Consider the following 24,805-nt stretch of genomic DNA (forward strand, 5'->3'; position numbering starts at 1 on the left):
CCACAGGTACTGCGCTGGCCTTGAGGCACAGGTGACCACTGTGGGAGCGGGTTTACCCGCGAAGAGGTCGGCACTGACTGCACAAATCTCAGTGCTTCATGCCGAGTTCGGCATCATCCATCAGCGCCTTGGCCAGTGCGCTCAGGTAGTAAGAGGCCCAGAGCAGTTGGGGCTTTTCCTCCATGATCCCGGTGATGGTCAGGTCGCGCACGCAGCCCATCAGCTCCGAGGCCTGGTCGCGGGCGTGCTGGCAGGGGATGCCGGGCTCGATGCAGAACAGTGGGTCGGTCATGCCTTCGCCTTGGTAGAACTTGGTCTTGCCGGCGGTGGTGGGGGTGTTGTCTGTGGTCATGATTTTTCTCCCTGAAAGGATCGGTGCCTGTGCGGGCGCCATCGCGGGGCAAGCCCGCTCCCACGCAGCCGAGGCCTACTGAGTGCTGGCGTGGGAGCGGCGGTTCGCCGCTGCGACTTGCCCCGCGATTGGGCTTAATGCAACGTCGGCGCCTGCGCCGGCATCTGTACCTGGATCAACGCCGCTTCGAGCAACACACGCAGCGACTCCATTTCATGCATCGACGCCATCATCAACACGGCAGCCGGCGACCTGGGTTTGAGCTGTATGGCGTGATGGGCCACGGTCAAGGCGCACAGGGCGTACTCGGTGGCCTGGATGAGGGTGTCTTCGAGGGAGTGGGGGTTGTGGGGTGGATCTGGAACGATCTTAAGCATGGTCAAGGTCCTGTTCGTGAATAAGGACCACCACCGGTTGCTGTCAAACAAGAAGGTGGCAGCTGTACATGGGTTGACAGACCGGTGAACAAGACCAGAAACCGGCGCACACGAGGTGCCCCACGCACAGCCGCCATAAAACAGCGCCATGCGGTTTTGTTCAGAGCGGCCTGTCAAAGCCGGTCGCTGATTGTGCAGCGACCGTCCGAGACTAGAGGCCAACCCAGACCACCGCAATGGCTTGAAAGGGCTTGGGAGTATGTTTGGGAAATGGACTACAGGGAATGGGGAAAGTCTTATAAATCGGCGATCTATTCGAAATCGCAGGGGCTGCTTTGCAGCCCTTTCGCGGCACAAGGCCGCTCCTACAAAGGAGAACGCGATTCCTGTAGGAGCGGCCTTGTGCCGCGAAAGGGGCGCGTAGCGGCCCCAGCATTCTGTCGGCCAACCGTACTAATGATTTATGACTAGCTCTTTCGATACTGTGCGCTGTCCACCAAACGAAACTAACTGAAATTCATACGCTTATGCTCCACCCCCAGCCCTCTCCCACAGGTACTAACACCAAGTTGTAATCTACCCGTCCCGCCCCCCTCGGCTTTCACTGCTGGTAGCAAGCACAACAACCAGCAGCGGGAGTCTTCCCATGAACACTCAAGCGTGGATCAAGGCCGCAACGGCGCTGACGATGGTCATGTCCCTGGGCCTTACCGGTTGCAGCAGTGGCGGTGGCGGGCATCACAGCGAGGTCGACGGCTCCTCGGCCGACGGCGGCACGGGCGCAGGCGCGGGAGCTGGAGGCGCGGGCGGCGGGGCCGGTGACGGTGGCGCAGGCACCGGTGGTGGTGGCAGCACCCCGGGCGATGGCAGCGCAGGCACGGGTGGAGGCAGCGGCGGCTCCGGCGGCGGCACCACGCCCGGCGGCGGCGATGGCGGCACCGGCGGTGGCACCACGCCCACCGCCCTGGTCACCGGCCAGGTGGTCGATCAGTTGGGCAACACCGTCTCCGGCGTTGGCGACGGCGTGAGCAACCTCGGCCAGGTGATCGGCTCGCTGCCCATTGCCGGCGACACCTCGCTGACTGGCGGCGTGGGCACACTGGTGTCGTCCACCGGCAACGCGGTGAACAGTGTCGGCAGTGGCCTGAGCGACGGCCTGGGGCAACTGGGCACCGGCAACAATGCCGTGGGCACCACGGTCGGGGTGGTCGGCGCGGCCACCGCCGACCTGGGCACGGGCGTCTCTGGCCTTGGCCAGGGCGTGACCGGCCTGGCCAGCAACGGGCCGGTCGAGCAGGTACCGGTGGTCAACCAGCTGGTCGCCGGGGCCGGGCAGGGCGTCGACCGGGTTGGCCAGGCCGTGACGATGCTTGGCAACACCCTCTCGCCGGTTGGCACCAGCGGCCCACTGGCCGGGGCGACCCAAGGCGCGAGCGATGCCCTGGTGCCGGTGGTCTCGCTGGTGGAAAACACCACGGCCAACGTCACCCGGCAGACCGGGCTCGCCGGCCCGCTCAACCAGACGTTGAATCAAACCGGCACCGCCTTGAACCAGGCCGGCCTGCAACTGGCTGGCACGGGCAATCCACTGGGCTCCACGCTCGGGCAGGCGGTCGCTAACACTGGCACCTCCGTGAGCACCGCCAGCGGGCTGGCGCCTGTTACCGGCGGCCCGCGCACTGGGCTGCTGGAAACCGCTGGCGGCGTAGTGGCCGGTGCCGGTAGCGGCCTGGCCGCGAGTATTGGCAGCCCGACCATAAGTGGTATCGGCGGCAGCATGGTGCAGGCGGGCAACAGCGTCGCCAGCCTGGGCCCGGTGCTCGGCGGCAACGGCGTGACCAACACAGCTGCAGGCACCCCTGCCGCAGCGCTGACTCAGCAGGTGGGCTCCGGGCTCAATCCAGTGGTCGCCGGTGTGTCCAGCGTGACCCAGCAGGTCGGCGCCAGCACAGGCGCGGGAGCACCGGTGGCCGGGTTGCTGAACCAGGTCGGTGGCGCGGTGGGCACCGTCGGCACGCAATTGACCGGCGCCACGGCCAACCCGACGGTCAGCCAGCTGGGCGCGACGGTGACGGCGGTGGGCGCAACGGTCGACCAGGCCGGCACCTTGGTCAATGCCAACGGCACGCAGGGCGGTGGCCTCGGCGGTGCGCTAAGTGGGGTGACAGGCGCCCTGGCAGGCGGGCAGCGCTGACGCGACGGGCTACGCTCAAGGTGAGCGAGACCGACCGGCGCGCGCCGGTCGGTCACCCTGCCACCCGTGGATCATGGAGTGTCCGAATGCGCCGATGGCTGGTGACGATACTGGCGCTGTCCGTGGCCAGCCTGGCCCGGGCCGAGCCCTTGCCGAGTTTCCTCAACAGCAACGAGACCGAGCGCCGCCTGCCCACGCCGAACCTCCCGGTGGACGCCTATCGTCCCGGCCCCGCCGGCCTGCGCATACCCACCGTGGACAACGCACGGCAATCGCCGTTGCTGATGAGCACGCGGGTGGCGGTGCGCAAGGTGCGCTTCGAGGGCGGTACCGTCTACCCCCTGAGCGACCTGCGCGAGCACTACCAGCCGCTGATCGGTAGCGAGGTGACCCTCGCCGAGCTGATCGAGGTCACCCGCCGCCTGACCCAGCGCTACCAGCAGGACGGCTACCTGCTGTCGTATGCCTACCTGCCGCCCCAGGACTTCGTCGATGGCCGGGTGCGGGTGGTGCTGGTGGAGGGCTATATCCACGACTATCAGGTCGAGGGCGATATCGGCGCGGCGCGGGCTTACCTGGACCAGCTGATGGAGCGCCTCAAGGCCGAGCGCCCGCTGACCCGCGAAAGCTTCGAGCGCTATACCAGCCTGGCCGGGCGTATCCCCGGAGTGACCTTCCAGGCCCAGGTGCCGCCCCCGGCCACCACCGATGGCGCGACCCGGCTGCTGGCCCAGGTCTCGCGCAAACCGTTTACCACCACCCTGAGCCTCAACGACGGCAGCCGCGACGACCTGCAGGCGCTACTCGGTGCCAGCAGCAACGCGCAGACCCGTTTTGCCGAGCAGCTGAGCGCCAGCGTGCTGGTGCCGCCCGGCGAGGACAAGGAGCATTACTACCGCCTCGACTACAGCCAGTTCCTCGATGCCGAGGGTTCGAAGCTGTTGCTGTCAGCCTCGCGCTATCGCAGCGACCCCAAGGCGCGCATCCGCCTGGACAATGGCATCGACCTGACCCAGCACCGCGAGAATGAACGCTACTCGGTGGGCATCAGCCAGTCGTTGATCGCCTCGCCCAGCGAATGGCTGGAGGTGGTCGGGCGCTTCTATGTGGTCAACGACCAAATCGACTACCAGGTGGTGGGCTTTCCGTTGCGGCTGGACAGCGAGACCGACATTCGCGCGCTGTCCTTCGAAGGCGACTGGCGCAAGGCCGAGGCGGGGCGACTGCGCATCCTCAGTGCCGGGGTCTACCAGGGGCTCGATCGGCTGGGGGCGAACACCAATGCCGATTACGACCTGGACTTTCTGCGCCTGAGGGTATCGGGCGTGCAGAGCGACAACTTCACCGACAACTGGCAGGGCGTGGCCTCGGCGGCAGCCTACTGGAGCAATGACAGCCTGCCCGACAGTGAGCGGGCGGTGTTCGGCGGGCAGAACTTCGGGCGCGGTTACCCCAGTGACCAGGGCTCGGGCGACAAAGGCTGGGGGCTGGCCTACGAGGTCAACTACAGCTTCCACCGCGACGGTGGATGGCTCAAGGTCGTGCAGCCGTATGTGGCGCTCGACACGGCGCGGGCCTGGTTCAACGAGCTGGACGTGAAGGACACGAAAATGTCATCGGCGGCGCTGGGGTTGCGGTTTGGCGATATGCGCTACTACAACATCGCTGTCGAGGTGGCCAAGCCGATGTCGGACATCGCCCTGGACAGCTTCAACCGGCGGCCACGGCTGAACCTGAGTTTCAGTTATCAATTGTAGGAGCGGCCTTGTGCCGCGAAAGGGACGCGTAGCGGCCCCAGCTAATGTCGCGGCGCTGCCGAAATCGAGGGGCCGCTTTGCGGCCATTTCGCGGCACAAGGCCGCTCCTACAGGGGGGTAGCTCCAGCTATTTAACGGCCTGCATCAACGGCTTGGGAAACAGGTTCTCCAGCGTCTCGAGCAGGCGCGCGTGATAGATCGGCTTGCGGAACAGGTCGAGCACCTGCAAGCGCAGCAGGTCGCTGACATCGTCCATGTCGGCATGCCCGGACATGACGATCACCGGCAAATGCTGGCGCGCGGTGTGGTCGCGCAGGCGCTGCACCAGGCCCAGGCCGCTCTCCTCGGGCATACGCAGGTCGGTGATCACCAGGGCGACATCGGGGTGGCGGGTCAGCTGCTGCAGGGCGCCGCGCACCGAGGTGGCGGTGTGGCAACAGAAACCCTCGTTCTCCAGCAGCTCGGCCAGCTCCAGCAGGGCCTCTTCCTCGTCGTCCACCAGCAGGATCTGTTGACGCAAGGAAGAGGTCGGCATGGTCGGCTCCAGGCTGTGGGACTACACGTCATGCAGGTGCTGCGCGATCACTGGGTGATCGCGGTCTGGATGGTGGTCATGATCGCCGACACCTCGGTCGAGATCGGCGTGACGAAGCCGGCCAGCACCACCGCCACCATGGCCGCGATCACGGCGTATTCGATACCGGAGGCGCCGTCCTTGCGCTGGAGGAAAGTCTTCACATGGATGAGGATCTGTTGCAGCAGCATGGCACTACTCCTTGCGCTCGATGGGCGCCGGTCGGCGGGGCTTGATAAGTGATACCCCTTTGCCATCAGAGCATCGCCAAGCTGTGGCGACCTGCAAATGTAAGAAAGCATTAATCCAAAAGTATTGGTTGTAATTGGCGGTGCTAAGTTTTTGTTTTGCCGACGCGTCAATTTCATGGCTCTAAAAATGCGGTACAGGTAATGGCGAAAGATTGCGGCTCAGCTACCGTCCAATAGCGAAATAGTTACCTTTTGCCATCATTGGTCCCAGGCGTAGGGGAGAGCGCAGATGAGCAGTCGCCTGACCATGATCCTCGCCGGCCTGTTCCTGATCGCGGCCTTGCTCGCCGGTTACTGGGGCCTGCGTTTGAGCCATCCGGCCGAACCGGCGCCGGCGCCATTGCCCCCCTCCGGTGAAGCGGTGATTCCCGCCGCGCCGGTCCCCGTCGCTCCTCCCGAACCGCCACGTTCACCCATCGTGGTGCTGCGCAGGGCGGTACCGGCCAACACCCCCTTGAGCGAGGATGATGTGCTGGTCGAACGTCTGCAGGTGGTACCCGCCGGCGCCTTCCAGCAACTCGACCAGGTGCTCGGACGTCGCAGCTCCCGTCCCTTGGCGGCAGGCAGTTGGCTGGACGAGTCGAGCTTCCAGGCCGGTGGCCCGCTGGCGCGGATGATCCGCCCCCACGAGCGCGCCGTGGCGGTGGCCGTCGACGATGTGAGCGCCGCCGCCGGGCAGTTGCGCCCAGGAGACTTCGTCGACGTGCTGCTGTTCCTGCGTGAAGAGAACAACAACCCGCAGTCCTCCGCCCAGGTGGTGCTGCGGGCCTTGCGCGTGCTCAGCGTCGACCAGCAGACCGGGCTGGCCAACGACGGGCGCCCTGCGCAAACGGCCGAAGAACAGAAGGCCCGGCGCGAGCAGCAATCGCTGAACAGCAACACCACCCGCACCGTGAGCCTGGCCGTGCCCGAAGCTTTGGCCAGCCGTCTGATGCTGGCGGCCCAGGCCGGGACTTTGCGCCTGGCGGTGCGCAGCGCCGACGAGCCCCTGCTGGCGGCCTACTGGTCCGGCCAGGATGCCAGCTCGCAGCTGCAGCGCGCCAACCGCGACCTCTATCGCTTCAGTCAGCTGTCCCAGGTGCCCCTGGCCAGCCAGGCGGTCGCCGCCGCAGCCGGTGCGCCGACGATGCAGATCATTCGCGGCGCCCAGAGCGGCGATAACAACAAGTCTCCCTGAACCGGCAAGGATGCGATCCATGCGTAGTTCTTTGCGTGTTACTCCACGAGGCGGATTGACCCTGCCCCTGCTGGCGCCGACGGCGCAGGCGGCGGCCAAGGGGTGCACGGCGTTCGGTCAGTTGCACAGCCTGATCGGCTCGCCCGGCATTCCCCTCGACAACAGCGTCTTCACCATCGTCTGGGTCCATGGCGGGTTGTCCCAATGAACGAAAGCCTGAACCAGACCTACCTGGCCTTGACCCGCACCGACGAGGACCTGCACTGGCTGCAGGGCGCGCTGGCGCCGCTGGGGCAGGTGATCGGTGCCAGCAGCCCGAACCTCGACGAGCTGCTGGCGCTGGTCGACATGACCTTCAGCAACCTGGTGTTCATTGGCCTGGACCGCGAGCAACTGATCGGCCAGTGCGCGCTGATCGAGGGCATGCTCGAAGCCAAGCCGATGCTGGCCATCGTCGCCCTCGGCGACGGCATGGACAACCAGCTGGTGCTGCACGCCATGCGCGCCGGCGCCCGCGACTTCGTCGCCTACGGTTCGCGGGCCAGCGAGGTGGCAGGGCTGGTGCGGCGCCTGGGCAAGCGCCTGCCGACAGTCACCAGCAACCCCAGCCTGGGCGGCCTGACCGTGCTCTTCGGCACCCAGCGCGGCGCCGACGGCGCGCTGCTCACCACGCACCTGGCGCGGGTGGTGCAGGACAGCGGCCAGCAGACCCTGCTGCTCGACCTCGGCCTGCCCCGGGGCGACAGCCTGGCGCTGCTGGGGCTGGAGGCCTCGTTCCATTTCGGTGATGCACTGCGCCATCTGCGCCGGCTCGACACGACCCTGATCGACAGCGCCTTCACCCGCGACAAGGGCGGCCTGCGCATCCTCGCCTACGCCGACAACGACGAGGCCCTGGAACAGTCCAGCGCCGCCGAGCTGTACATGCTGCTCGGCGCCTTGCGCCAGCACTTCCAGCACATCGTCGTGAACCTCACCGGCCAGGCCGACAGCGAGGCCCTGCGCACCATCGTCAGCCACTGCGACAAGCTGATCGTCTACACCGACCAGAACATCCTCGACTGCCGGCGCAATCTGGACGTGCTCGAACAGTGGCGCGACCGCGGCATCAAGCTGGAGCATGCCAGTTTGCTGGTGGACCGCTACCTGCGCCATGTGGCGCCGGATGCAGATGCCCTGGCCAAACGCTACGGGCTGGCCTTGCTCAAGGTCATGCCCTACAGCCCGGAGGTGCGCCTTAACGCCAAGAACCAGGGCCTGAGCCTGTTCGAGCTGGCTCCACGCGAAGGCCTGACCCAGGCCTTGCGCGGCTTGGGTGAACGCCTGGCGCAGCGTTCGGAAAACCTGGCGCCGACAGGCCAGGGCTGGCTCAACCGGCTATGGGGCAACCGATGAGCAACGAAGAACCCTTTGGCGGACCGCGCCATGCGGCCAGCGATCCGCAGGTGCTCAAGCGCGCCCTGCACCGGCATGTCATCGACGCCATCGAGGACAGCGGCCGCAACCTGCTCGAGGGGGCGCGCCCGGTGCTGGCGCAGTTCGTCCTGGAACAGGTGGGCGACTATGTGGCGCGCCTGCGCCTGGCGTTGTCGCGCTACGAGATGGAGCGCCTGGCCGAGGAGATCGTCGACGAGCTGACCGGCTATGGGCCGCTGGAGGTGCTGCTGCGCGACCCGAGCGTTACCGAGATCCTGGTCAACGGCCCATACCGGGTGTTTGTCGAGCGGGCGGGGTTGCTGCAGCAGACCGACCTGCGCTTCATCGACGCCCATCATGTCGAACGAGTTATGCAGCGCATCCTCGCGCCCCTCGGGCGGCGCCTGGACGAGTCGTCGCCGATGGTCGACGCGCGCATGCCCGACGGCAGCCGGGTCAACGCGATCATCCCGCCGGTGGCCCTGGACGGGCCTTGCCTGTCGATCCGCAAGTTCCGCCAGGACATGCTCAAGAGCGCCGACTTGCTGGCCACCCGGGCCATCGACCAGCCGATCTACGACTTCCTCGAACGCGCCGTGGGCCGGCGCTGCAACATTCTGGTCAGCGGCGGCACCGGCACCGGCAAGACCACTTTGCTCAATATCCTCAGCCAGATGATCGCGCCCCAGGAGCGCCTGGTGACCATCGAGGACGTGGCCGAACTGCAACTGCACCACCCGCATGTGGTGCGCCTGGAAACCCGCCCGCCGAATGCCGAGGGCCATGGCGAGATCAAGGCCAGCGAGCTGATTCGCAACGCCCTGCGCATGCGCCCCGACCGCATCATCCTCGGCGAGATCCGCGGCGCCGAGGTGCTCGATGTGATGACCGCGATGAACACCGGCCACGACGGCTCGATGAGCACGGTGCATGCCAACACTGCCCAGGACGCGTTGCTGCGCCTGGAGACCCTGGTCGGCCTGACCGGTCGGCAGGTGGCCGAGAAGACCCTGCGGCAGATGATCTGTGCGGCGCTGGACGTGGTGATCCAGCTGACCCGCCTGGCCGATGGCCGACGCTGCGTCAGCGAAGTGCTGGAGGTGGTCGGCGTGCGTGACGATGTGTATGTCACCAACACCTTGTTCCGCCTCGACCGGCGCAGCGGCGACGGCTTCCTGCGCGAGGCGCCTAACCCGGCCGGCAACAAGCTGCGCCACGAGGGTGTGCTGTGATGGGCCCGCTGCTGCTGGCGCTGTCACCCTTGTGCCTGGGCATGGCGCTGCTGCTGTTGCGCCTGGGCCTGTACAAGCGCGGCGAGGAGCGCATCCTCGAACGCCTGGGCCGGGCCTACCGCGCCGTGCGCAGCGGCAAAGCCCGGCGCGACTGGCTCGACCCGCTGCTGCAGCGGGCGGGCCTGGCCCATGCCGACTTTTCCCCCAGGCCGTGGCTGTTCGCCTGGCTGGCGCTGACCCTGCTCGCCGGTCTGGTTGCGGGTTGGGTGGCGGCGTCGATGGTGCTGTTCGGCCTGCCGCTGCTCGGTCACCTCTACCTGGCCTGGCGCTGCCGGCGGCGCCTGCTGCAGATCGTCCAGCAACTGCCCGGCCTGCTCGACTACAGCGTGCGCAGCCTCAAGGCCGGTCGCACCCTGAACGAGGCGGTGCTCGGCGGCGTCGACAGCACCCGCGAGCCGCTGCGCTCGGCGATGCTGCGGGTGCGGCGCAACGTGCAACTGGGCGTGCCGCTGGAGGATGCGGTCAACGAACTCGCCGAACTCTATGGCCAGGCCGAACTGCGCATGTTCGCCCTGGGGCTGCGCATCAATCAGCGCCACGGCGGCAATGCCAGCGAGCTGATGGAGAACCTGATCAAGCTGATCCGCGAGCACGAGCAGGGCGACCGGCAACTGCGCGCCATGACCGGCGAGACGCGCATCACCGCGTGGATCCTCGGCGCGCTGCCGCTGGCCATGGTCGGCTACTTCCTGTTCGCCAACCCCACCTACCTGCTGGCCATGTGGCACGACCGCAGCGGTCAGCTGATGCTGCTGTTTGCCTTTGCCCTGCAGGCCGTCGGCTGCCTGGTGTTGTGGCGCATGATGAGGAGCCTGTGAGCATGGCCATGTTGCTCTGCGCGCTGTTCCTGTTCGCCGCGTTCGTGCTGCTGGCCTTGCAGGCCGCCCGGCAGTGGCGGGCCGGGCAGCGGGTGGCGCGGCGTCTGCAGGGGCGATTGGCCCGTGACGAGCGGCTCGGTGACTGGTTGCAGTGGCTGGGCAGCAGCCCGTTGGGGCGGCGCCTGCAACGGCTGGATGGCGAGACCCAGGCGCTGCTCGATCGCCTGGGCTGGCGGCGCAGCCGGCAACGGGCGCTGTTCGCCGCCGTGCAGCTGGGCTTGCCGCTGCTGGCGGTGAGCGTGGCGCTGCTGCTGGCCCATGGCTTGCCCGTGGAAAACCGCGGGCACTGGGGCGTGCTGGTGCTCTGCGCGATGGGCGCGGGCTACCTGCTGCCCAAGCGCCTGCTGGTGCTGGCGGCGGCGCGGCGTCAGCGGCAGATCGCCCAGGAGGTGAGCCTGCTGATCCCGCTGCTGCGCATCCTCTTCGAAACCGGGCTGGCGGTGGAGCAGGCCCTGCGGGTGCTGGCCTATGAAGGCCGTAGCCTGGTGCCGAACATCAGCGACGAATTGCGCCTGGTCCTGCAGCGGGTCGATTCCGGCCTGGCCCTGGGCCCGGAGCTGGAAAAGACCGCGCGCCTGCTGGCGGTGGACGAGCTGATCGACACCTGCGTCATCCTCCAGCAACTGCTGGTGCAGGGCAGTGGCTCGATGAAGTCACTGCTGGCGCTCAAGGAGCTGCTCGACGACCGGCGCCTGACTGGCTTGCAGGAACGGGTGTCGAAGATGTCGGCGAAGATGTCGGCGGTGATGATGGTGTTCCTGTTCCCGGCGTTGCTGATCGTCCTGGCCGGGCCAGGTTTTTCCGCCCTGGCGCGGGCCTTGGGTTCATGAACATGCAGTGTAGGAGCGGCCTGGTGCCGCGAATGGGCCGCAGAGCGGCCCCGCAATCTCGACATCAACGCTGGAACCCTGCTTCCTGCGCGACAGCGTAGCCAGTAGGGGCTGTGTGATCTCCTACAAAGCACAAGGTCAATGCGTGGTAAACCGCTGATGCACCGGCGACGAACGCGGGGTCAACGCCAGCGCCAGCTGCGTGCGGTTGTGCATGTGGGTCAGGCGCAGCACCTGTGACACGTACAGCTTCACCGTGTTCTCGGTGATGCCCAGCTCGCAGGCGATCTGGTAGTTGGTCTTGCCCTTGCTCACCAGCCGGGCCACTTCAAGCTGGCGCGGTGACAGCTTCTCGAAGGCGGCGGGCAGCTCCGCCTCGCCCTCCTCGGCGTCGCTGGCGCGGCGGTGGGTGCCCTGGCCCCGGGCTTTTTCCAGGTCCTGGTAGAGATCGTCGATGGACTCGGCCAGCTCCTGCAGGCGCTGGTTGAGGCTGCCCAGCTCGCGGAAATTGCGGCGCCGTTCGAGCAGCGCCGCTTCCTGGCGGCGCACGCCCTCGAGCAGTTCGTCCAGGTCCATGGGTTTCTGGTAGTAGTCGGCGAAGCCCTCGCGCAAGGCGCGGATCACGTCCTGCTTGTCGGCGCGGCCGGTCAGCATGATCGCCTCGAACATGCGCTGCGGCCCGGCGATCTGCTTGAGGGTGCGGACCAGCTCGATGCCATCGCGCTCGGGCATGTGCAGGTCGCAGAGGATCAGGCCGATGGTCTCGTCGGCCTTGTAGCAGTCGATGGCCTGCCCGGTGGAATGGGCGGGGACGCAGCGGTAGCCTTCGCTTTCGAGAAACTCGCACAACTCTTCGACGATCACTGGCTGGTCGTCGACCACCAGCACTTTCACCTCACTGACAGATTTGTTCACGATCAACTCCCTGTTGTATCGGCTCTGCTCCCGGGCCAGAGGCTCTGGCAGGTAGAAAAGTAGTCGCACTTTGCAATTATGTACATGCATCTAGCTCATGGAAGCGACCCAGCGGTCGGTTATTGGATCCAGACGGCCGTCAGCAGGAAACCGGCCAGCACGTACGGAGCAAAGGGCTGCTTGTCGCCGACCTGTTCGGCCAGCGCCTGCAAGCGCTTTTTCACCTTGGGATTGAGCAGGGTCCACAGGCGCCGTCGGCCGAACATCCAGGCCAGCACGGTGACCCCGGCGCCGATGAAGGTGCCGAGCACGTACTGCGGGCTGGTGGCCAGGGCCAGGGCGCCCATCAGCTTGACGTCGCCGGCGCCGAAGCGGCCGAGCATATAGCCGGGCAGGGTGAGCAGCATGACGATGGCCAGGGCCCAGCCGGCTTCGCTGGCGTCGGCGCCGATCCAGCTGCGTCCGGTGGCGAACAGCCAGGCCAGGGCGCACGCCGCGACCCCGAGGGTCAGGGCGTTGGAGATTTGCCGTTCACGGACATCTTGTTCGGTGCACAAGGCAAGCCACATCAGGAGAACAATGCTTTGCATTGGCAAATTGCCATCCCTATTCGTTGAACGGTTCTATGCTTTCAGACAGGTCTCACAGTCAGGGTAGACGCGATCATGAAAGCAGGCCCGGCGGGACGGCAAAAAGGCGCGGCAGCCATCGAGTTTGTCGCGGTATTCATGGTGTTTTTCGCGGTGTTCTATGGGCTGGTCAGCTACGCCTTGCCGATGCTGATGCTGCAGTCGTTCAACCAGGCCAGCAGCGAGGCCGTGCGCCGCTGCGTGGCCGTGGACCCGACCAGCCAGACCTACGAGCTGGACGTGCAGGGGCTGGCCCGCCAGGTGATCGGCCAGCAGTTGGCATGGATGCCCAGCGCGCTGGGGTTCAGTGTGCTTACCGACACCCGGGTCACCGTTGGCGCGGACAAGGTGCTCACGGTGGTGATCGACTACCCGCGCTCGCGCCTGACGCAGGTGCTGCCGACGCTGGTGCTGCCGGTGGTCGGTGACGTACCGAAGCTGCCCGCGCGGTTACAGGCCCAGGCGAGCCTGCAACTGTGAGTGGTGGCCTGTTTGATCGCTGGTTCGCCGCGCCGGTCCCGGCCCAGATGCCCGAGGTGACACCGGCCATCGGCCTGCAGCTGTGGCTCGACGACCAGGCGCGGGTGCTGCGCCTGGCCGGTCCGCTGCGCAGCCTGCTGGCACTTCCCGCTCAGGCGGGTGCGCGGGTGCACGATTTTCTGGAGCGCCATAGCTGGCTGGTGCTCGAAGGGCAACCCGCCGACTGGCAGGGCCAGCCCCTGGACCTGGACTTCCATACCGTCATGGGGCATGCGTTGCACACCCGTGGCTGGCTGCAGCGCCATGAACAGGGCTGGATGCTGCAGCTTTTCGACATCGGCGACCTGCTGCGCGAACAGCGCTGGGACCGTCAGCGCCCCCTGCTCGGCGAGATCGGCCACGCTCTGCGCGAATGCGGCAGCGAGCGCCTGCTACAGACGACCCGCGAACAGTTGTACAGCCTGGCCGAGCACTGGCAGGCGGCCGCGCTACGGCTGATGCTGCGCGAGGCGGGGGGCTGGCGCCACTACGCCAGCAGCGACGAGACCTGGCCCTGGCCTGATGATCGCAAGCTGCGCGAGCGCCTGGAGCGTTGGCCGGCCCATACCCTGATCGGGGTCGATGACGACCCCGAGTTGCTTGCCCTGTGCGGTGCTGCTTCACTGTTTCTGGTGCCCTATCGTCAGGGCCTGGAGGCCGAGGCCTGGGTGCTGTGCGCCGGGGCGCGGCAGGCGCCCCCGGTCGACATGGCCCTGGCGCTGGTGCGGACCTTGACCGAGCCGCTGCTGGTGCGCCATCGCCGCCAGCAACTGCAGCACCAGGCCCATCACCTCGATGACCTGCAGCGCCAGCTGGGCGCGGGGTGGTGGGAGTGGCCGGCGCACGGCGAGCTGCAGCTGGACCCGGCCCTGGCCGCGAGCCTCGGGTTGGCGAACCGGGTCAGCCTTGGCCAATGGCTCGCCCGCCTGCACCCGGCGGACCGCGAGCCGGCGCAACTGGCCCTGGACCAGGCTCGTGACGGGCAGGCGCTGAGCCTGAGCGTGCGTGTGCCGGACCCCGATCCCCTGGCGCCGCCGCGCTGGCTGCATTGGGCCGGGCAGGGCCAGGGCGGCCAATTGCGCGGCTTCCTGCTCGATATCAGCGCCCTCAAGGCCCAGGAGCAGCAGGCCGGCGCGGCCCGTGCGCGGCTGGAGAACCTCATCGCCCGCTCGCCCGCGGTGATCTACGTGCAGCGCTATGCCGAAGGCGCGCTGCACAGCGACTTCTACAGCGCCAGCCTGGCGCCGTTGCTGGGCTGGGCGGCTGACAGCGAACAGGCGCGCCAGCCGGGGCTGGCGGTGCATCCGGACGACCGCCCGTTGTGGCTCGAACGCACCCGCGGCCTGCTGCGCGATGGCCAGGTGCGTTGCCGCTATCGCCTGCGCGATCACCTTGGCGGCTATCACTGGATGCTCGACGAGGCCCGCCTGCTGCGAAACGACCTCGGCCAGCCGCTGGAGGTGGTCGGCCTGTGGCTGGACGTCAGCGAGGCCACCGAAGCCGCCGAGCGCATGCGCCAGAGCGAGGAGCGCTACCGCGTGCTGGTGGAGGACTCGCCGGCGATGATCTGTCGTTATCGTCCGGACCTGACCGTGCTGTTCGGCAATCGGCCCCTGGCCGACTACCTGGGCTGCATGCCCGAGCAGTTGCAGGGCGCGGACCTGGGGCAGTGGTTGTCCGCCGGCCAGCGCGAGGCCTTCCTCCTGCGCCTGCGGGCGCTGACACCGGAGCAGCCGGTGAGCAGCGCGGAGATCTGCCTGCAACTGCCCGGTCGCGAGCATGCCTGGTGGGTCTGGGCCGACCGTGGGTTGTTCGACGCCGAGGGCAACCTGCTGGAGGTCCAGGCCGTGGGCCGCGACAACACCGAGGTGCGGCGCAGCCAGCAGCAACTGCTGCAGGGCGCGAAGATGGCGACCCTCGGCGAGCTGGCCACCGGCCTGCTGCACGAGATCAACCAGCCGCTCAACGTGATGCGCATGGCGGTGGCCAACACCCTCAAGCGCCTGGAGAGCGGCGCCGCCGATCAGGCCTACCTGGAGGACAAGCTGCGCCGTATCGAGGCCCAGGTCGAGCGGGCCGCCCGTCTTGTCGATCATATGCGGGTGTATGGCCGGCGCTCGGCGGTCGAGCGCGAGCCCTTCGCCGCCTGGGCCGCGGTGGAAGGCGCCCGGGCGTTGCTCGAGGAAGGCCTGCGCGGCAAGGGCGTGACGCTGCGCCTGGAGCCGCCCGAGGCCCTGGCGCAGGTGCTCGGGCATCAGGATCAGCTGGAACAGGTGCTGATCAACCTGATGGTCAATGCCCGTGACGCCTTGCTGGAAAAGCAGGTGGCGCAGCCATGGATCCGGGTACGCCAGGCGCTGCATGGCGGGGGCCTGTCGCTGCTGGTGGAGGACAACGCCGGCGGGATCGATCCGCAACTGCACGAGCGGATCTTCGAACCCTTCTTCACCACCAAGCCGGCCGGGGTCGGCACCGGGCTGGGTCTGTCGGTCAGCCATGGCATCGTCAGCCAGATGGGCGGCTGCCTGAGCGTGGACAACGGCGCCGAGGGTGCGTGCTTGCGGGTCGAGCTGCCCCTTCACAGCACCAGTTGAGTGTGGCCGCTGGCGCAACTGAGGTTGGTGCCGACCTGGGCGTCGAGCAGGTCGATCCCCAGCACCTTGAGCAAGCCGTTGACCAGGGGATCGAGCAGGGGGCTGAGCAGGTTCTTGATGACCGGCTCGAGGATGTTCTTCACCCCGTCCAGCAGCCCGGCGGTGAGCACCAGCACCTGACCAAGGCCGCCATTGCCGGTGGGCTTGTAGGCTTCCAGGTGGATGCCCGCCAGGGTGTCGGACAGGCTCGCCACCACCTGGGCCTGGTCGCTGTCCATGGCTTGGTAGGCAGGTTCCTGGCCGATTTCGGTCGGGGCATGGGCGCCGCTGAACAGCAGCGTCTTTTCCACCGGGCCACTGCCCAGCAGCTTGCTGTCCACCCGCAGGCCGATGCCGCCACCGGCATAGGGCACCCGTGTACCGCAGGACGGCGGCAGGATCAGCAGGCGGCTGCAGACATTGGTGCCGATATCGATGACCGGCAGGGCCTTGACCACGGTAGTGCCGTTGCTGAGGAAATCCGCCGGGGAATCGAACCTGCCGATGGCGATCTTCGCCGCCGAGCGCTGGGTGAGGGTGGTCAGGCTCTTCGGGGTGCAGGTGTAGTTGTCGGGCGGTGCCGGGCGCAGGCGGCTGCTGCCTTCGGCGACTTCGATGCCGATATCGATATGCACCTGGCCGTCCAGCAGCTTGATGTCGCTGACCTTGCACGGAATGCCCAGGGCGCAGGTCAACGATTGCACGGTGCCCAGCAGGTTCAGGCTGAGCAGGTTGTTGAGCACGTTGGTCAAGGGTGCCGCCAGGTCCAGCACCGCGTTGAGCAGCCCGGCGATGCCGCTCAGCAGGGGCAGGTCGAGGGAGACCAGCGCCCGGATCTGGGCTGTATGAACACGCAACTCATCGGTACGCGGGTCACCCGCGGCAGAGGTTTGCTGAGGGTCGATCACCTTGAGGTACACGCGACCGTTGACCAGCCCCAATGCATTGATAGGGATTTCGGCATTCACGGCTTGCCGCTTCGCCGCCACCTGAATCATGGCTTGCACCAGCTGCAGCAGTTGAACGTTCGCATCCAGGCCCGCCTGGACCGTCCCGGTCTGGAGATTCAGCAGCTCACCCAGCGTTATCGGCCCCGTCAGGTCTGCCGCAAGCTTGAGCAGGTTGCCGGTCACCTGCGCAGTGGCCCCACTTTGTTGGAGCACCTTGACGGCAACGTCCAACAGCTTCTCGGTAGTGGTCTCCAGGTTCAGCAATTGCTGGTAGTCCCCCAGGTCCAGGTGCAGTTCGGTCGACAGTGCGTCGGTATAGCTGAGCAGGTTGAGCTGGGTATCGGCGATACCTTGCCAGCCCAGCACGCTGAGTTGGGTGCTTGCACCGATGGCCTTCAGCAGCGCGTTGAGAACGGCTGATTGCATCGAGTTGACTTGCAGGAGTGTGGTACGAATGCTCAACATCGCCTGGGGCGGCCCTGGGCTGGCGGCGACCGCGCTGGCACGGAGTGTGGTGGTGCGGGCGATGGCACCGCCCTGGACCAGCGCGTATACCCCGCCGGCGACGCTGGTGACCACCACGTTGCTGACCTCGACCTTGATCGCCTCGTTACGCACGTTGTCGGCGGTGAAGGTGCGCAGGTTGTCGATGCCGGTGCGCAGGTAGCCGCAGCTGGCGATCAGTGGATTGAGGGGCGAGTGGCCGTTGCGGGTGGCTGCGGTGCGGGCCAGGGCGGAGGCCTGCGGGCCGCTGCCGCTGCAGACTCCGCCGTGCTCGGCGGCTTCCAGGGCGGCCATGTCGGCGATGCGCTGCAGCTTGCGTTGTTCGAGGTAGAGACGGCCGCTGTCGACGGTCAGGAGCATTAACACCAGGGCCAGGCCCATGGTCAGCGCGGCCATCAGGCCGATCGCGCCACGTTGGCGCACAGCGGAACGGGGAACCACGGGCACTCCTTTGCCGGCCTGTGGCCCGGCAGCGCGGCGGCGGTGCAAGGAGTGTAGTCAAGGTGATGGCAAGTTGCCTTGTTTACTGCGCTCGACACCCTGTAGGAGCGGCCTTGTGCCGCGAAAGGGCTGCGCAGCAGCCCCTGGATTTCAGCGTTCATGCATAGATCGCTGGGGCCGCTGTGCGGCCCTTTCGCGGCGCAAGGCCGCTCCTACAGGGGGCGCTCAGGTTTCAATGTGGCGGATAGTTGCTCAGCACCTGGGTCACGGTCTTCTGGATCGCAGCATTACGCTCCTGCGGGCTGGGCGGGTAGTTGTTCATGATCTGCTCGGCGCTGCCGCGCCATACCAGCTTGCCGTCACGGCCGTCGAACAGGTCGACCTGGATGGTCGCCACCTTGTAGTCGACGCTGCGCGTCTCGTTGTACATCGGCCCACCCCAGTAACCGCCCCAGTAGCCACCCCAGGCACCGCCGTAGTTGGTGGTGATCTGCTGCTGGCGGTCCTCGACGATCAGGTAGGCGCGCACCTTCACATCCGCCCGGGCATTGCCCTGGACCGGGCGCAGGCCGCGCTGGTCGAGCTGGCCGGCGACTGCCTGGCGAATGCGCTGTTCGGTCAGGTCGCTCTTGATCCGCGGATCGTCCGGGCGATATTGCAGGCCCGGCTCCTGCCAGGCCCAGCTGCGGTAGGCGGCGAAGTCGCGGCTGGCATCGAAGTCGTGCTGCACGTTGTTGCTCGAACAGGCGGCCAGCAGCAGGGCGAAGGACAGTAGAACGAGACGGCGCAACATGATGGTTCTCCGTGGGAGGTTAGCTGGGAGGATAGCCGCTCATCGCCTTGCTCACCGACTCGCGCAGGGCGCTTTCGCGTTCACGCGGCGAGTCCTTGTCGCTGCCGCTTTCGGCGCTGGCGCTCCACACCGGCTGGCCGTTGCGGGCATCGAACAGGTCGATGCGCACCACCATCACCTCGACTTCGTAGGTGCGCACGATCGGCACGCTGGCGTAGCCGCCATAGCCGTTGCGATAGCCACCGTAGCCGACGCCGCCGTAAGGGTAGGGACCGTAATAGGGATCGTAGTCGTAGTCGCGCACCTGGCGCAGGCGCCGTTCCAGGCGCACGTCGGCGCTGACCAGCAGGTCGGCGGGCGCATTGTGCGCCGGGCGCAGGCCGTGCTGGTCGAGGGCGCCGCTCACCGCGTCGGCCAGCTGGCCCGGCGTCGCGTTGACCAGGCCCCCGGGTGGCTGGTTGTTGCGCCAGCTCCAGCTGCGGTAACGGCCGTAGTCGCGTGCCGGCGCGGGATAGGCGCTGGCATCGAAGGTCTTGGCGGCCTGGGGCGGCGCCGGCGGCAGCGGCTTGCCGCTGGCGACATAGGGGTTGCTGCCCTGGCAGGCGGCCAGGGTGAGGGGGAGCAGGGCCAGGCAGAGCAGACGGTACGGCATGGATCCTCCTGGCGAGCGGGTCAGTGGGGGCGGCACATCCAGTGCAGGTAGCGGCCCAGGCCGGCGAAGCTGGGGTGGCGGCGGTGCGCCAGTTCCATCTCCAGCAGGTCGAGCAGCTCGGCCTTGTCCTGGAACTCCTTGGGCATGTAGTCGTGGAATACCCGTACGCCGCTCTCGCTTTCGACCTGCCACAGCGCTTCAAGTTGCGCCCTGAGCTCGCGCGGATCAAGTGGTTTCTGTGGCGTGAGGCTCTGCTTTTCACCGGCCAGGCGATTGTGCCGCAGCTTGCGGAAATGGCCCTTGAGCAGGTTGCGGTAGACCAGCGCGTCGCGGTTGTAGAAGGCCAGCGACAGCCAGCCGCCCGGTGCGGTCAGCTGGTGCAGCACCGGCAGGATGCTCTCGGGTTCGGCCAGCCATTCGAGCACGGCATGGCACAGCACCAGGTCGTAGGGTTCGGTGAGTTGGCCGAGCAGTTCCTGCCAGGGTGCCTGGATGAAGGTCGCCTGCTGGCCGGCCTCGGCGAAGCGTGCGCGGGCGCCGTCGAGCATCGGCGCGGCGGGTTCGGCGAGGGTCACCTGGTGGCCGCGCTGGGCCAGCCACAGGGCCATGTGACCGAGGCCCGCGCCGATATCGAGCACCCGCAGCGGACGATCGGGCAGGGCCTCGGCCAGGTCGGCCTGGAGTACCGCCAGGCGGATGGCGCCCTTGGCGCCGCCGTAGATCTTCTCGGCGAAGCGGCTGGCCAATTCATCGAAGTGACGGTCGTTCATTTTGCGAAGCGCCTCTCGCTGTCGGCGAGCTTGGCCCGCACCACCTCGTCCATGTCCAGGCCCAGTTCGCTGCACAGCAGCAACAGGTAGAGGACGATATCGCCGACTTCCTGGCCGGCGTGGGCGAGCTTGTCGGCGGGCAGCTGGCGGGACTCATCCTCTGTCAGCCACTGGAAGATCTCCACCAGCTCGGCCATTTCGACGCTGGCGGCCATGGCCAGGTTCTTCGGGCTGTGGAATACCCGCCAGTCGTTGGTGTCGCGGATGCGGTGCAGGCGCTCGGTCAGTTCTTGCAGGTTCATCGGGGTCTCCTCGTGGCGCATAGCTTCCGGCGAGGTGCCTTGCAAAGCAAGCCCGATCAGAGCGTGCGCCAACTGCCGAGCATGTGCAGCAGCCCGCCGTGGCCATCCAGGCGCAGCTCGCCGCTTGGCCCCGCCTCGCTGGCGCTCAGTATCACCTCCGAAGGCAGGCGCACCGGTTTGTGGAAGTCCACCGAAAAGGCATACCCGGCCTTGGGCAGGTGCCCCTGCAAAGCCGCCAGCGCCATGGCCTTGCTCCACATGCCATGGGCGATGGCCCTGGGGAAGCCGAACAGGCGTGCCGTGAGGCTGCTCAGGTGGATCGGGTTGTAGTCGCCGCAGACCCTGGCGTAGCGTCGGCCGATATCGCCGTCGGCATACCAGCGGGTGGCCTCGGGCAACGCGACGGGCGTTGTCTCGGCTAGGTCCGCCACCGGTGCCTCGAGCTTGAGGCCGCGCACCAGCATGCGGCTGGTCTCGCGCCAGAGCATGCCGAGGCCGTCCTCTGCCTCGGTCACCAGGTCGAAGGTGCCGCCCTTTTCATGGGGTTGCAGGTTGTCGGCATACACCGCGAAGCGCAGCCCGTCGATGCCGCCCAGGGGGCGCAGCACCTGCAGGCTGTTGTGCAGGTGCACCAGCCCCAGCAGCGGGAAGGGAAAATCCTCGGCGGTGAGCAGCTGCAGTTGCAAACTGAAGGCCATGATGTGCGGGTAGGTACCCGGCAGGCGGCCGTCGTCGGCGAAGTGGCAGAGCCGGCGGTAGGCCGCCAGGTTGGCGGGATCGACCCGCAGATAGCAGCGCAGGCCCTGCTCCGGCAGCTGGCTGCCACGGATCTTGCGTTTGCCGAGGGCGCGCAGGTACAGGCTCAGTCGTGAGTCGGGGCTGTGCAGGTCGTGCCAGGGTCGGGTCATGGTCAGGCTCCCATCAAGGCCTGGCCGCAGACCCGCAAGGCCTGGCCATTGACCGCGCCCGAGCCCGGCTGGCTGAGCCAGGCGATGGCTTCGGCGACGTCCTGCGGCAAACCGCCCTGGCCCAGCGAGCTCAGACGCCGGCCGGCCTCGCGCAGGCCCATGGGCATGGCCGCGGTCATGTGCGTTTCGATGAAGCCCGGCGCCACCGCGTTGATGCTGGCGCCCTGTTCGGCCAGGCGTGGCGCCCAGGCCTGGGCGAAGCCGATCAGCCCGGCCTTGCTGGCCGCATAGTTGGACTGGCCGCGGTTGCCGGCGATGCCGCTGACCGAGGCGAGCAGGGTGATGCGCGCATCCGCGTGCAGCTTGCCGCCCTCGAACAGCGCCTCGGTCAGCACCTGGGGCGCCTTGAGGTTGACGGCCAGCACCGCGTCCCAGTACTCCGGGGTCATGTTGGCGAGGGTCTTGTCGCGGGTGATGCCGGCGTTGTGCACAACGATATCCAGGCCCTGGGGCAGGGCTTCGAGCAGTTGCGCGGCGGCATCGGCGGCGCAGATGTCCAGCGCCAGGGCGCGGCCGCCCAGGCGCGCGGCGAGGGCGTCGAGGTCGCGCTGGGCCTGGGGTACATCGAGCAGCGTCACCTCGGCGCCGTCCCGGGCCAGGGTCTCGGCAATCGCCGCGCCGATGCCCCGGGCGGCGCCGGTGACCAGGGCGTGGCGACCGGCCAGCGGTCGGGTCCAGTCTTGCACCTGGGCGGCGCAGGGCGCCAGGCGCAGGACCTGGCCGGAAACGAATGCGCTCTTGGGCGAAAGGAAGAAGCGCAGCGCGCCCTCGAGCTGGCTTTCGGCGCCTTCGGCGACATACAGCAGGTTGGCCGTGGCGCCATTGCGCAGTTCCTTGGCCAGCGAGCGGCTGAAGCCTTCGAGGGCCCGCTGGGCGACGCTGGCCTGCGCATCGGCCATGGCTTCTGGCGCACGCCCCAGGATCACCACGTGGGCGCTGGAGGCCAGGCTGCGCAGCAGGGGTTGGAAAAATTCGCGCAACTGCTTGAGGTCATCGCTGTCGGACAGGTGACTGGCATCGAACACCACCGCCTTGAGCTTCGGCCCCAGGCCCGCGACCCAGGCAGGGACTTCGAGCGCTTCGCTGCCGAACCCATAGCAGTCGGCAGTCAGGCGCGGAGCGATCGCCGCTACCTGGTCTGCCAGCGGCCCGCCGCCCAGCACCAGTGCGCCCTCGATGGGGCGCAGGCGCCCGGCCTGCCAGCGTTCCAGCGGCACCGGGCGGGGCAGGCCGAGGGCATCGACCAGTTTTCGTCCGAGGGTGGAGTTGGCAAAGCCCAGATAGCGGTCGCTCATGTACGGTTCTCCCTGAAGGCAAGCATGCAAGTGTGGACCAAGTTTGTGGCAGGGTCGTTCGAATGCGCGAAAAGAACCTAGGCTTAAGGATCAAATTGTTTCAGGAGGAATACAGGCATGCAGTCAATTCGCCGGGTCGCGATCCTGGGGGGCAACCGGATTCCCTTCGCCCGCTCCAACGGCGCCTACGCCAAGGCCAGCAACCAGGCGATGCTCACGGCGGCCCTCGAGGGCCTGGTGGAGCGTTACCGGCTGCACGGCCTGCGCCTGGGCGAAGTGGCGGCCGGCGCGGTGCTCAAGCATTCGCGTGACATGAACCTGACCCGCGAGTGCGTGCTCGGCTCGAGGCTGTCGCCGCAGACACCGGCCTACGACATCCAGCAGGCCTGCGGCACCGGCCTGGAAGCGGCGTTGCTGGTGGCCAACAAGATCGCCCTGGGGCAGATCGACAGTGGCATCGCCGGGGGTGTCGACACCACCTCGGACGCGCCCATCGCGGTGAGCGAAGGGCTGCGGCAGATCCTGCTGCAGGCCAACCGCGGCAAGACCCTCGGTGAACGTCTCAAGCCCTTCCTGAAACTGCGCCCGGGCCTGCTCAAGCCCGAGTTGCCGCGCAATGGCGAGCCCCGCACGGGGCTTTCGATGGGCGAGCACTGCGAACGCATGGCGCAGACCTGGCAGATCGGCCGTGAGGAGCAGGATGAACTGGCCCTGCTCAGCCACCAGCACCTGGCGGCGTCCTACCGCGAGGGCTGGCACGACGACCTGCTCACGCCCTACCTCGGCCTGACCCGGGACAACAACCTGCGCGCCGACCTGACCCTGGAGCAGTTGGCCAAGCTCAAGCCGGTGTTCGAGCGCAGCGGCCTGGGCACGCTCACGCCGGGCAACTCCACGCCGTTGACCGATGGCGCCTCGCTGGTGCTGCTCGGCAGCGAGACCTGGGCCGAGGCACAGGGGCTGAAGGTGCAGGCCTACCTGGTGGACGGCGAGGCGGCGGCGGTCGATTTCGTCCATGGCCAGGAAGGCCTGCTGATGGCGCCGGCGTACGCGGTGCCGCGGCTGCTGGCGCGCAATGGCCTGACCTTGCAGGATTTCGACTTCTACGAGATCCACGAAGCCTTCGCCGCGCAGGTGCTGTGCACCCTCAAGGCCTGGGAGGATGCCGACTACTGCCGCACGCGCCTGGGGCTCGAAGGGCCATTGGGGTCGATCGATCGCGCCAGGCTGAATGTGAAGGGCAGCTCGCTGGCTGCGGGGCATCCGTTCGCGGCGACGGGAGGGCGGATACTGGCGAACATGGCCAAGCTGCTCAGCGAGCGTGGCAAGGGGCGTGGCCTGATCTCGATCTGCGCGGCGGGCGGACAGGGGGTGACTGCGATCGTCGAACGCTAGGCGGCGATGGCTGGTACCCTTGTCCGACCCGAGACACCAGGCCTCAGCATGTCGATCACCGGACCGCGTCCCATCCCCGCCCTGGACCACCTGCCCAGGCCACTCTACGCCCGCGCCGAGCGCCTGGGCGCCGGGTCCTGGACCACCCGTCACCAGCATGACTGGGTGCAGTTCTCCTATGCCATCAGCGGCGTGCTTGGTGTCTATACCAGCGACGGCAGCTACTTCGCCCCGCCGCAGTGGGGTGTGTGGATCCCGGCCGGCACCGAGCACGAAGTTCTGACCTCGATGCAGGCCGAGATGCGCAGCCTGTACGTGCGCCGCGACGCCTGCCCCTGGGCGCCGGGTGAGTGCCGGGTACTGGAGGTCACGCCGCTGGCGCGGGAACTGATCAAGCAGTTCTGCACTTTCGCGGTGAACTACCCGGAAGGCGACAGTGCCGAGGCGCGGCTGGTGGCCGTGTTGCTGGACCAGCTGCGCACCCTGCCGCAGGTGGGGTTCTCGCTGCCACTGCCACGTCACCCGGGCCTGCTGGCGTTGTGCAACGGCTTGATCGCCGCCCCCGACCAGCCCCAGACCCTGCAGCAGTGGGCGGTGCAACTCGGGGTGTCGGAAAAGACCTTGATGCGCCTGTTCCAGCGCGAGACGGGGCTGAGCTTTCGCAACTGGCGCCAGCGCATGCGCCTGCTGTCGTCGCTGGCGCTGCTGGAAGCCGGGGAGAGCGTCACCCAGGCCGCGCTGGGCTGCGGGTATGACTCGACCTCGGCCTATATCGCCGCGTTCCGCCAGCTGTTCGGCGCGACCCCGGGGGAGCTGCGGCTGTAGGTGGTGCTGGGAAAAACCACCCCGTCGAACTGGCACCACCTCGTTGCAGCATCACCAGCGTGGGAGCGGGCTGGCCCCGCGATCACCGGCAACGCCGGTGCCATGCAGCGCATCGC

At 67.5% G+C, this 24,805-nt stretch carries 25 protein-coding genes; 12 read left to right on the plus strand and 13 right to left on the minus strand.

Annotated features, from left to right (window positions below; all coding sequences use genetic code 11):
* Nucleotides 1-88 precede the first annotated feature (88 nt).
* The gene (locus tag VUG52_RS03660; RefSeq protein ID WP_102685470.1) at nucleotides 89-352 is read right to left on the minus strand and encodes a DUF3077 domain-containing protein; all 264 of its coding nucleotides are present in this window, start codon (nucleotides 350-352) and stop codon (nucleotides 89-91) included.
* 134 nt (nucleotides 353-486) lie between these two features.
* The gene (locus VUG52_RS03665) at nucleotides 487-729 is read right to left on the minus strand and encodes a hypothetical protein (protein WP_050703611.1); all 243 of its coding nucleotides are present in this window, start codon (nucleotides 727-729) and stop codon (nucleotides 487-489) included.
* 646 nt (nucleotides 730-1,375) lie between these two features.
* On the opposite strand from VUG52_RS03665, the gene VUG52_RS03670 reads away from it, so the two are divergent.
* Both VUG52_RS03670 and VUG52_RS03675 read left to right on the plus strand, forming a co-directional pair.
* Entirely contained in the window at nucleotides 1,376-2,923 is a 1,548-nt protein-coding gene (locus VUG52_RS03670) for a collagen-like triple helix repeat-containing protein (RefSeq protein ID WP_331832450.1), read from the plus strand.
* 86 nt (nucleotides 2,924-3,009) lie between these two features.
* Nucleotides 3,010-4,680 (plus strand): ShlB/FhaC/HecB family hemolysin secretion/activation protein, encoded by a 1,671-nt coding sequence (locus VUG52_RS03675; RefSeq protein ID WP_331832452.1) that lies wholly within the window; start codon nucleotides 3,010-3,012, stop codon nucleotides 4,678-4,680.
* A 127-nt stretch (nucleotides 4,681-4,807) separates the two neighbouring features.
* On the opposite strand, the gene VUG52_RS03680 is transcribed toward VUG52_RS03675, so the two are convergent.
* Nucleotides 4,808-5,215 carry a response regulator gene (locus VUG52_RS03680; RefSeq protein ID WP_050703614.1) on the minus strand — a complete coding sequence of 136 codons (408 nt, stop codon included), beginning with the start codon at nucleotides 5,213-5,215 and terminating at the stop codon, nucleotides 4,808-4,810.
* A gap of 47 nt (nucleotides 5,216-5,262) precedes the next feature.
* Nucleotides 5,263-5,445: a Flp family type IVb pilin gene (locus VUG52_RS03685; RefSeq protein ID WP_050703615.1), complete on the minus strand. Its 183-nt coding sequence runs from the start codon at nucleotides 5,443-5,445 to the stop codon at nucleotides 5,263-5,265.
* A 289-nt stretch (nucleotides 5,446-5,734) separates the two neighbouring features.
* Here VUG52_RS03685 and cpaB point away from each other — a divergent pair, with 289 nt between their 5' ends.
* From cpaB to VUG52_RS03715, 6 genes are read left to right on the plus strand one after another with little or no spacing between them, the layout of a single operon-like run.
* Nucleotides 5,735-6,682, plus strand: a complete 948-nt coding sequence (gene cpaB, locus VUG52_RS03690) for a Flp pilus assembly protein CpaB (RefSeq protein ID WP_050703616.1) — start codon at nucleotides 5,735-5,737, stop codon at nucleotides 6,680-6,682.
* A 19-nt stretch (nucleotides 6,683-6,701) separates the two neighbouring features.
* Nucleotides 6,702-6,890, plus strand: coding sequence for a hypothetical protein (locus tag VUG52_RS03695; protein WP_156329575.1), 189 nt, complete (start codon nucleotides 6,702-6,704; stop codon nucleotides 6,888-6,890).
* On the plus strand, nucleotides 6,887-8,077 hold the full coding sequence (locus tag VUG52_RS03700; RefSeq protein WP_050703617.1) for a pilus assembly protein: 1,191 nt from the start codon (nucleotides 6,887-6,889) through the stop codon (nucleotides 8,075-8,077). The genes VUG52_RS03695 and VUG52_RS03700 overlap by 4 nt, the downstream gene beginning before the upstream one ends.
* Entirely contained in the window at nucleotides 8,074-9,330 is a 1,257-nt protein-coding gene (locus tag VUG52_RS03705) for a CpaF family protein (RefSeq protein ID WP_028691362.1), read from the plus strand. The genes VUG52_RS03700 and VUG52_RS03705 overlap by 4 nt, the downstream gene beginning before the upstream one ends.
* Nucleotides 9,327-10,208, plus strand: coding sequence for a type II secretion system F family protein (locus VUG52_RS03710; RefSeq protein WP_050703618.1), 882 nt, complete (start codon nucleotides 9,327-9,329; stop codon nucleotides 10,206-10,208). Before VUG52_RS03705 ends, VUG52_RS03710 begins: the two co-directional genes overlap by 4 nt.
* Before the next feature lie 2 nt (nucleotides 10,209-10,210).
* A complete protein-coding gene (locus tag VUG52_RS03715) occupies nucleotides 10,211-11,098 on the plus strand; it encodes a type II secretion system F family protein (RefSeq protein ID WP_050703619.1) in 888 nt (295 codons plus the stop codon).
* A 138-nt stretch (nucleotides 11,099-11,236) separates the two neighbouring features.
* On the opposite strand, the gene VUG52_RS03720 is transcribed toward VUG52_RS03715, so the two are convergent.
* Both VUG52_RS03720 and VUG52_RS03725 read right to left on the minus strand, forming a co-directional pair.
* Nucleotides 11,237-12,019, minus strand: a complete 783-nt coding sequence (locus tag VUG52_RS03720; protein WP_189657100.1) for a response regulator transcription factor — start codon at nucleotides 12,017-12,019, stop codon at nucleotides 11,237-11,239.
* Between the two features lie 113 nt (nucleotides 12,020-12,132).
* A complete protein-coding gene (locus VUG52_RS03725; protein ID WP_028691368.1) occupies nucleotides 12,133-12,603 on the minus strand; it encodes an A24 family peptidase in 471 nt (156 codons plus the stop codon).
* A gap of 75 nt (nucleotides 12,604-12,678) precedes the next feature.
* Between VUG52_RS03725 and VUG52_RS03730 the strand changes: the two genes are divergently transcribed.
* Together VUG52_RS03730 and VUG52_RS03735 are read left to right on the plus strand one after the other, a co-directional pair.
* On the plus strand, nucleotides 12,679-13,122 hold the full coding sequence (locus tag VUG52_RS03730; protein ID WP_050703621.1) for a TadE/TadG family type IV pilus assembly protein: 444 nt from the start codon (nucleotides 12,679-12,681) through the stop codon (nucleotides 13,120-13,122).
* 47 nt (nucleotides 13,123-13,169) lie between these two features.
* Entirely contained in the window at nucleotides 13,170-15,755 is a 2,586-nt protein-coding gene (locus VUG52_RS03735; RefSeq protein WP_442964605.1) for an ATP-binding protein, read from the plus strand.
* On the opposite strand, the gene VUG52_RS03740 is transcribed toward VUG52_RS03735, so the two are convergent.
* The 7 genes from VUG52_RS03740 to VUG52_RS03770 form a co-directional block, all read right to left on the minus strand.
* On the minus strand, nucleotides 15,740-17,689 hold the full coding sequence (locus tag VUG52_RS03740) for a pilus assembly protein TadG-related protein (protein WP_256205958.1): 1,950 nt from the start codon (nucleotides 17,687-17,689) through the stop codon (nucleotides 15,740-15,742). The two genes, VUG52_RS03735 and VUG52_RS03740, sit on opposite strands and share 16 nt — an antisense overlap.
* 232 nt (nucleotides 17,690-17,921) lie before the next feature.
* Nucleotides 17,922-18,482, minus strand: a complete 561-nt coding sequence (locus tag VUG52_RS03745; RefSeq protein WP_050703622.1) for a DUF4136 domain-containing protein — start codon at nucleotides 18,480-18,482, stop codon at nucleotides 17,922-17,924.
* A 19-nt stretch (nucleotides 18,483-18,501) separates the two neighbouring features.
* Nucleotides 18,502-19,134 (minus strand): DUF4136 domain-containing protein, encoded by a 633-nt coding sequence (locus VUG52_RS03750; RefSeq protein WP_050703623.1) that lies wholly within the window; start codon nucleotides 19,132-19,134, stop codon nucleotides 18,502-18,504.
* A 20-nt stretch (nucleotides 19,135-19,154) separates the two neighbouring features.
* Nucleotides 19,155-19,904, minus strand: a complete 750-nt coding sequence (locus VUG52_RS03755) for a methyltransferase domain-containing protein (protein WP_050703624.1) — start codon at nucleotides 19,902-19,904, stop codon at nucleotides 19,155-19,157.
* On the minus strand, nucleotides 19,901-20,206 hold the full coding sequence (locus VUG52_RS03760; RefSeq protein WP_050703625.1) for a MazG-like family protein: 306 nt from the start codon (nucleotides 20,204-20,206) through the stop codon (nucleotides 19,901-19,903). The genes VUG52_RS03755 and VUG52_RS03760 overlap by 4 nt, the downstream gene beginning before the upstream one ends.
* Nucleotides 20,207-20,262: 56 nt before the next feature.
* Nucleotides 20,263-21,114, minus strand: a complete 852-nt coding sequence (locus VUG52_RS03765; protein WP_050703626.1) for a MaoC family dehydratase — start codon at nucleotides 21,112-21,114, stop codon at nucleotides 20,263-20,265.
* A gap of 2 nt (nucleotides 21,115-21,116) precedes the next feature.
* Complete coding sequence (locus VUG52_RS03770) at nucleotides 21,117-22,469, minus strand: 3-oxoacyl-ACP reductase (protein ID WP_262974475.1); 1,353 nt, start codon at nucleotides 22,467-22,469, stop codon at nucleotides 21,117-21,119.
* Between the two features lie 117 nt (nucleotides 22,470-22,586).
* Between VUG52_RS03770 and VUG52_RS03775 the strand changes: the two genes are divergently transcribed.
* Both VUG52_RS03775 and VUG52_RS03780 read left to right on the plus strand, forming a co-directional pair.
* Entirely contained in the window at nucleotides 22,587-23,864 is a 1,278-nt protein-coding gene (locus tag VUG52_RS03775; protein ID WP_050703628.1) for an acetyl-CoA C-acetyltransferase, read from the plus strand.
* Between the two features lie 48 nt (nucleotides 23,865-23,912).
* The gene (locus VUG52_RS03780; protein WP_262974476.1) at nucleotides 23,913-24,689 is read left to right on the plus strand and encodes an AraC family transcriptional regulator; all 777 of its coding nucleotides are present in this window, start codon (nucleotides 23,913-23,915) and stop codon (nucleotides 24,687-24,689) included.
* Nucleotides 24,690-24,805: the final 116 nt, after the last annotated feature.

Origin of the sequence: Pseudomonas sp. LH21 (assembly GCF_036549575.1) — a bacterium.
In the GTDB taxonomy this organism is placed as follows: domain Bacteria; phylum Pseudomonadota; class Gammaproteobacteria; order Pseudomonadales; family Pseudomonadaceae; genus Aquipseudomonas; species Aquipseudomonas peradeniyensis.

Bases quoted from the DNA above. Each gene is read 5' to 3' on its own strand.
- VUG52_RS03660 (WP_102685470.1), bottom strand. From the start codon at position 352: ATGACCACAGACAACACCCCCACCACCGCCGGCAAGACCAAGTTCTAC.
- VUG52_RS03665 (WP_050703611.1), bottom strand. From the start codon at position 729: ATGCTTAAGATCGTTCCAGATCCACCCCACAACCCCCACTCCCTCGAA.
- VUG52_RS03670 (WP_331832450.1), top strand. From the start codon at position 1,376: ATGAACACTCAAGCGTGGATCAAGGCCGCAACGGCGCTGACGATGGTC.
- VUG52_RS03675 (WP_331832452.1), top strand. From the start codon at position 3,010: ATGCGCCGATGGCTGGTGACGATACTGGCGCTGTCCGTGGCCAGCCTG.
- VUG52_RS03680 (WP_050703614.1), bottom strand. From the start codon at position 5,215: ATGCCGACCTCTTCCTTGCGTCAACAGATCCTGCTGGTGGACGACGAG.
- VUG52_RS03685 (WP_050703615.1), bottom strand. From the start codon at position 5,445: ATGCTGCTGCAACAGATCCTCATCCATGTGAAGACTTTCCTCCAGCGC.
- cpaB (WP_050703616.1), top strand. From the start codon at position 5,735: ATGAGCAGTCGCCTGACCATGATCCTCGCCGGCCTGTTCCTGATCGCG.
- VUG52_RS03695 (WP_156329575.1), top strand. From the start codon at position 6,702: ATGCGTAGTTCTTTGCGTGTTACTCCACGAGGCGGATTGACCCTGCCC.
- VUG52_RS03700 (WP_050703617.1), top strand. From the start codon at position 6,887: ATGAACGAAAGCCTGAACCAGACCTACCTGGCCTTGACCCGCACCGAC.
- VUG52_RS03705 (WP_028691362.1), top strand. From the start codon at position 8,074: ATGAGCAACGAAGAACCCTTTGGCGGACCGCGCCATGCGGCCAGCGAT.
- VUG52_RS03715 (WP_050703619.1), top strand. From the start codon at position 10,211: ATGGCCATGTTGCTCTGCGCGCTGTTCCTGTTCGCCGCGTTCGTGCTG.
- VUG52_RS03725 (WP_028691368.1), bottom strand. From the start codon at position 12,603: ATGCAAAGCATTGTTCTCCTGATGTGGCTTGCCTTGTGCACCGAACAA.
- VUG52_RS03730 (WP_050703621.1), top strand. From the start codon at position 12,679: ATGAAAGCAGGCCCGGCGGGACGGCAAAAAGGCGCGGCAGCCATCGAG.
- VUG52_RS03735 (WP_442964605.1), top strand. From the start codon at position 13,170: ATGCCCGAGGTGACACCGGCCATCGGCCTGCAGCTGTGGCTCGACGAC.
- VUG52_RS03745 (WP_050703622.1), bottom strand. From the start codon at position 18,482: ATGTTGCGCCGTCTCGTTCTACTGTCCTTCGCCCTGCTGCTGGCCGCC.
- VUG52_RS03750 (WP_050703623.1), bottom strand. From the start codon at position 19,134: ATGCCGTACCGTCTGCTCTGCCTGGCCCTGCTCCCCCTCACCCTGGCC.
- VUG52_RS03755 (WP_050703624.1), bottom strand. From the start codon at position 19,904: ATGAACGACCGTCACTTCGATGAATTGGCCAGCCGCTTCGCCGAGAAG.
- VUG52_RS03760 (WP_050703625.1), bottom strand. From the start codon at position 20,206: ATGAACCTGCAAGAACTGACCGAGCGCCTGCACCGCATCCGCGACACC.
- VUG52_RS03765 (WP_050703626.1), bottom strand. From the start codon at position 21,114: ATGACCCGACCCTGGCACGACCTGCACAGCCCCGACTCACGACTGAGC.
- VUG52_RS03770 (WP_262974475.1), bottom strand. From the start codon at position 22,469: ATGAGCGACCGCTATCTGGGCTTTGCCAACTCCACCCTCGGACGAAAA.
- VUG52_RS03775 (WP_050703628.1), top strand. From the start codon at position 22,587: ATGCAGTCAATTCGCCGGGTCGCGATCCTGGGGGGCAACCGGATTCCC.
- VUG52_RS03780 (WP_262974476.1), top strand. From the start codon at position 23,913: ATGTCGATCACCGGACCGCGTCCCATCCCCGCCCTGGACCACCTGCCC.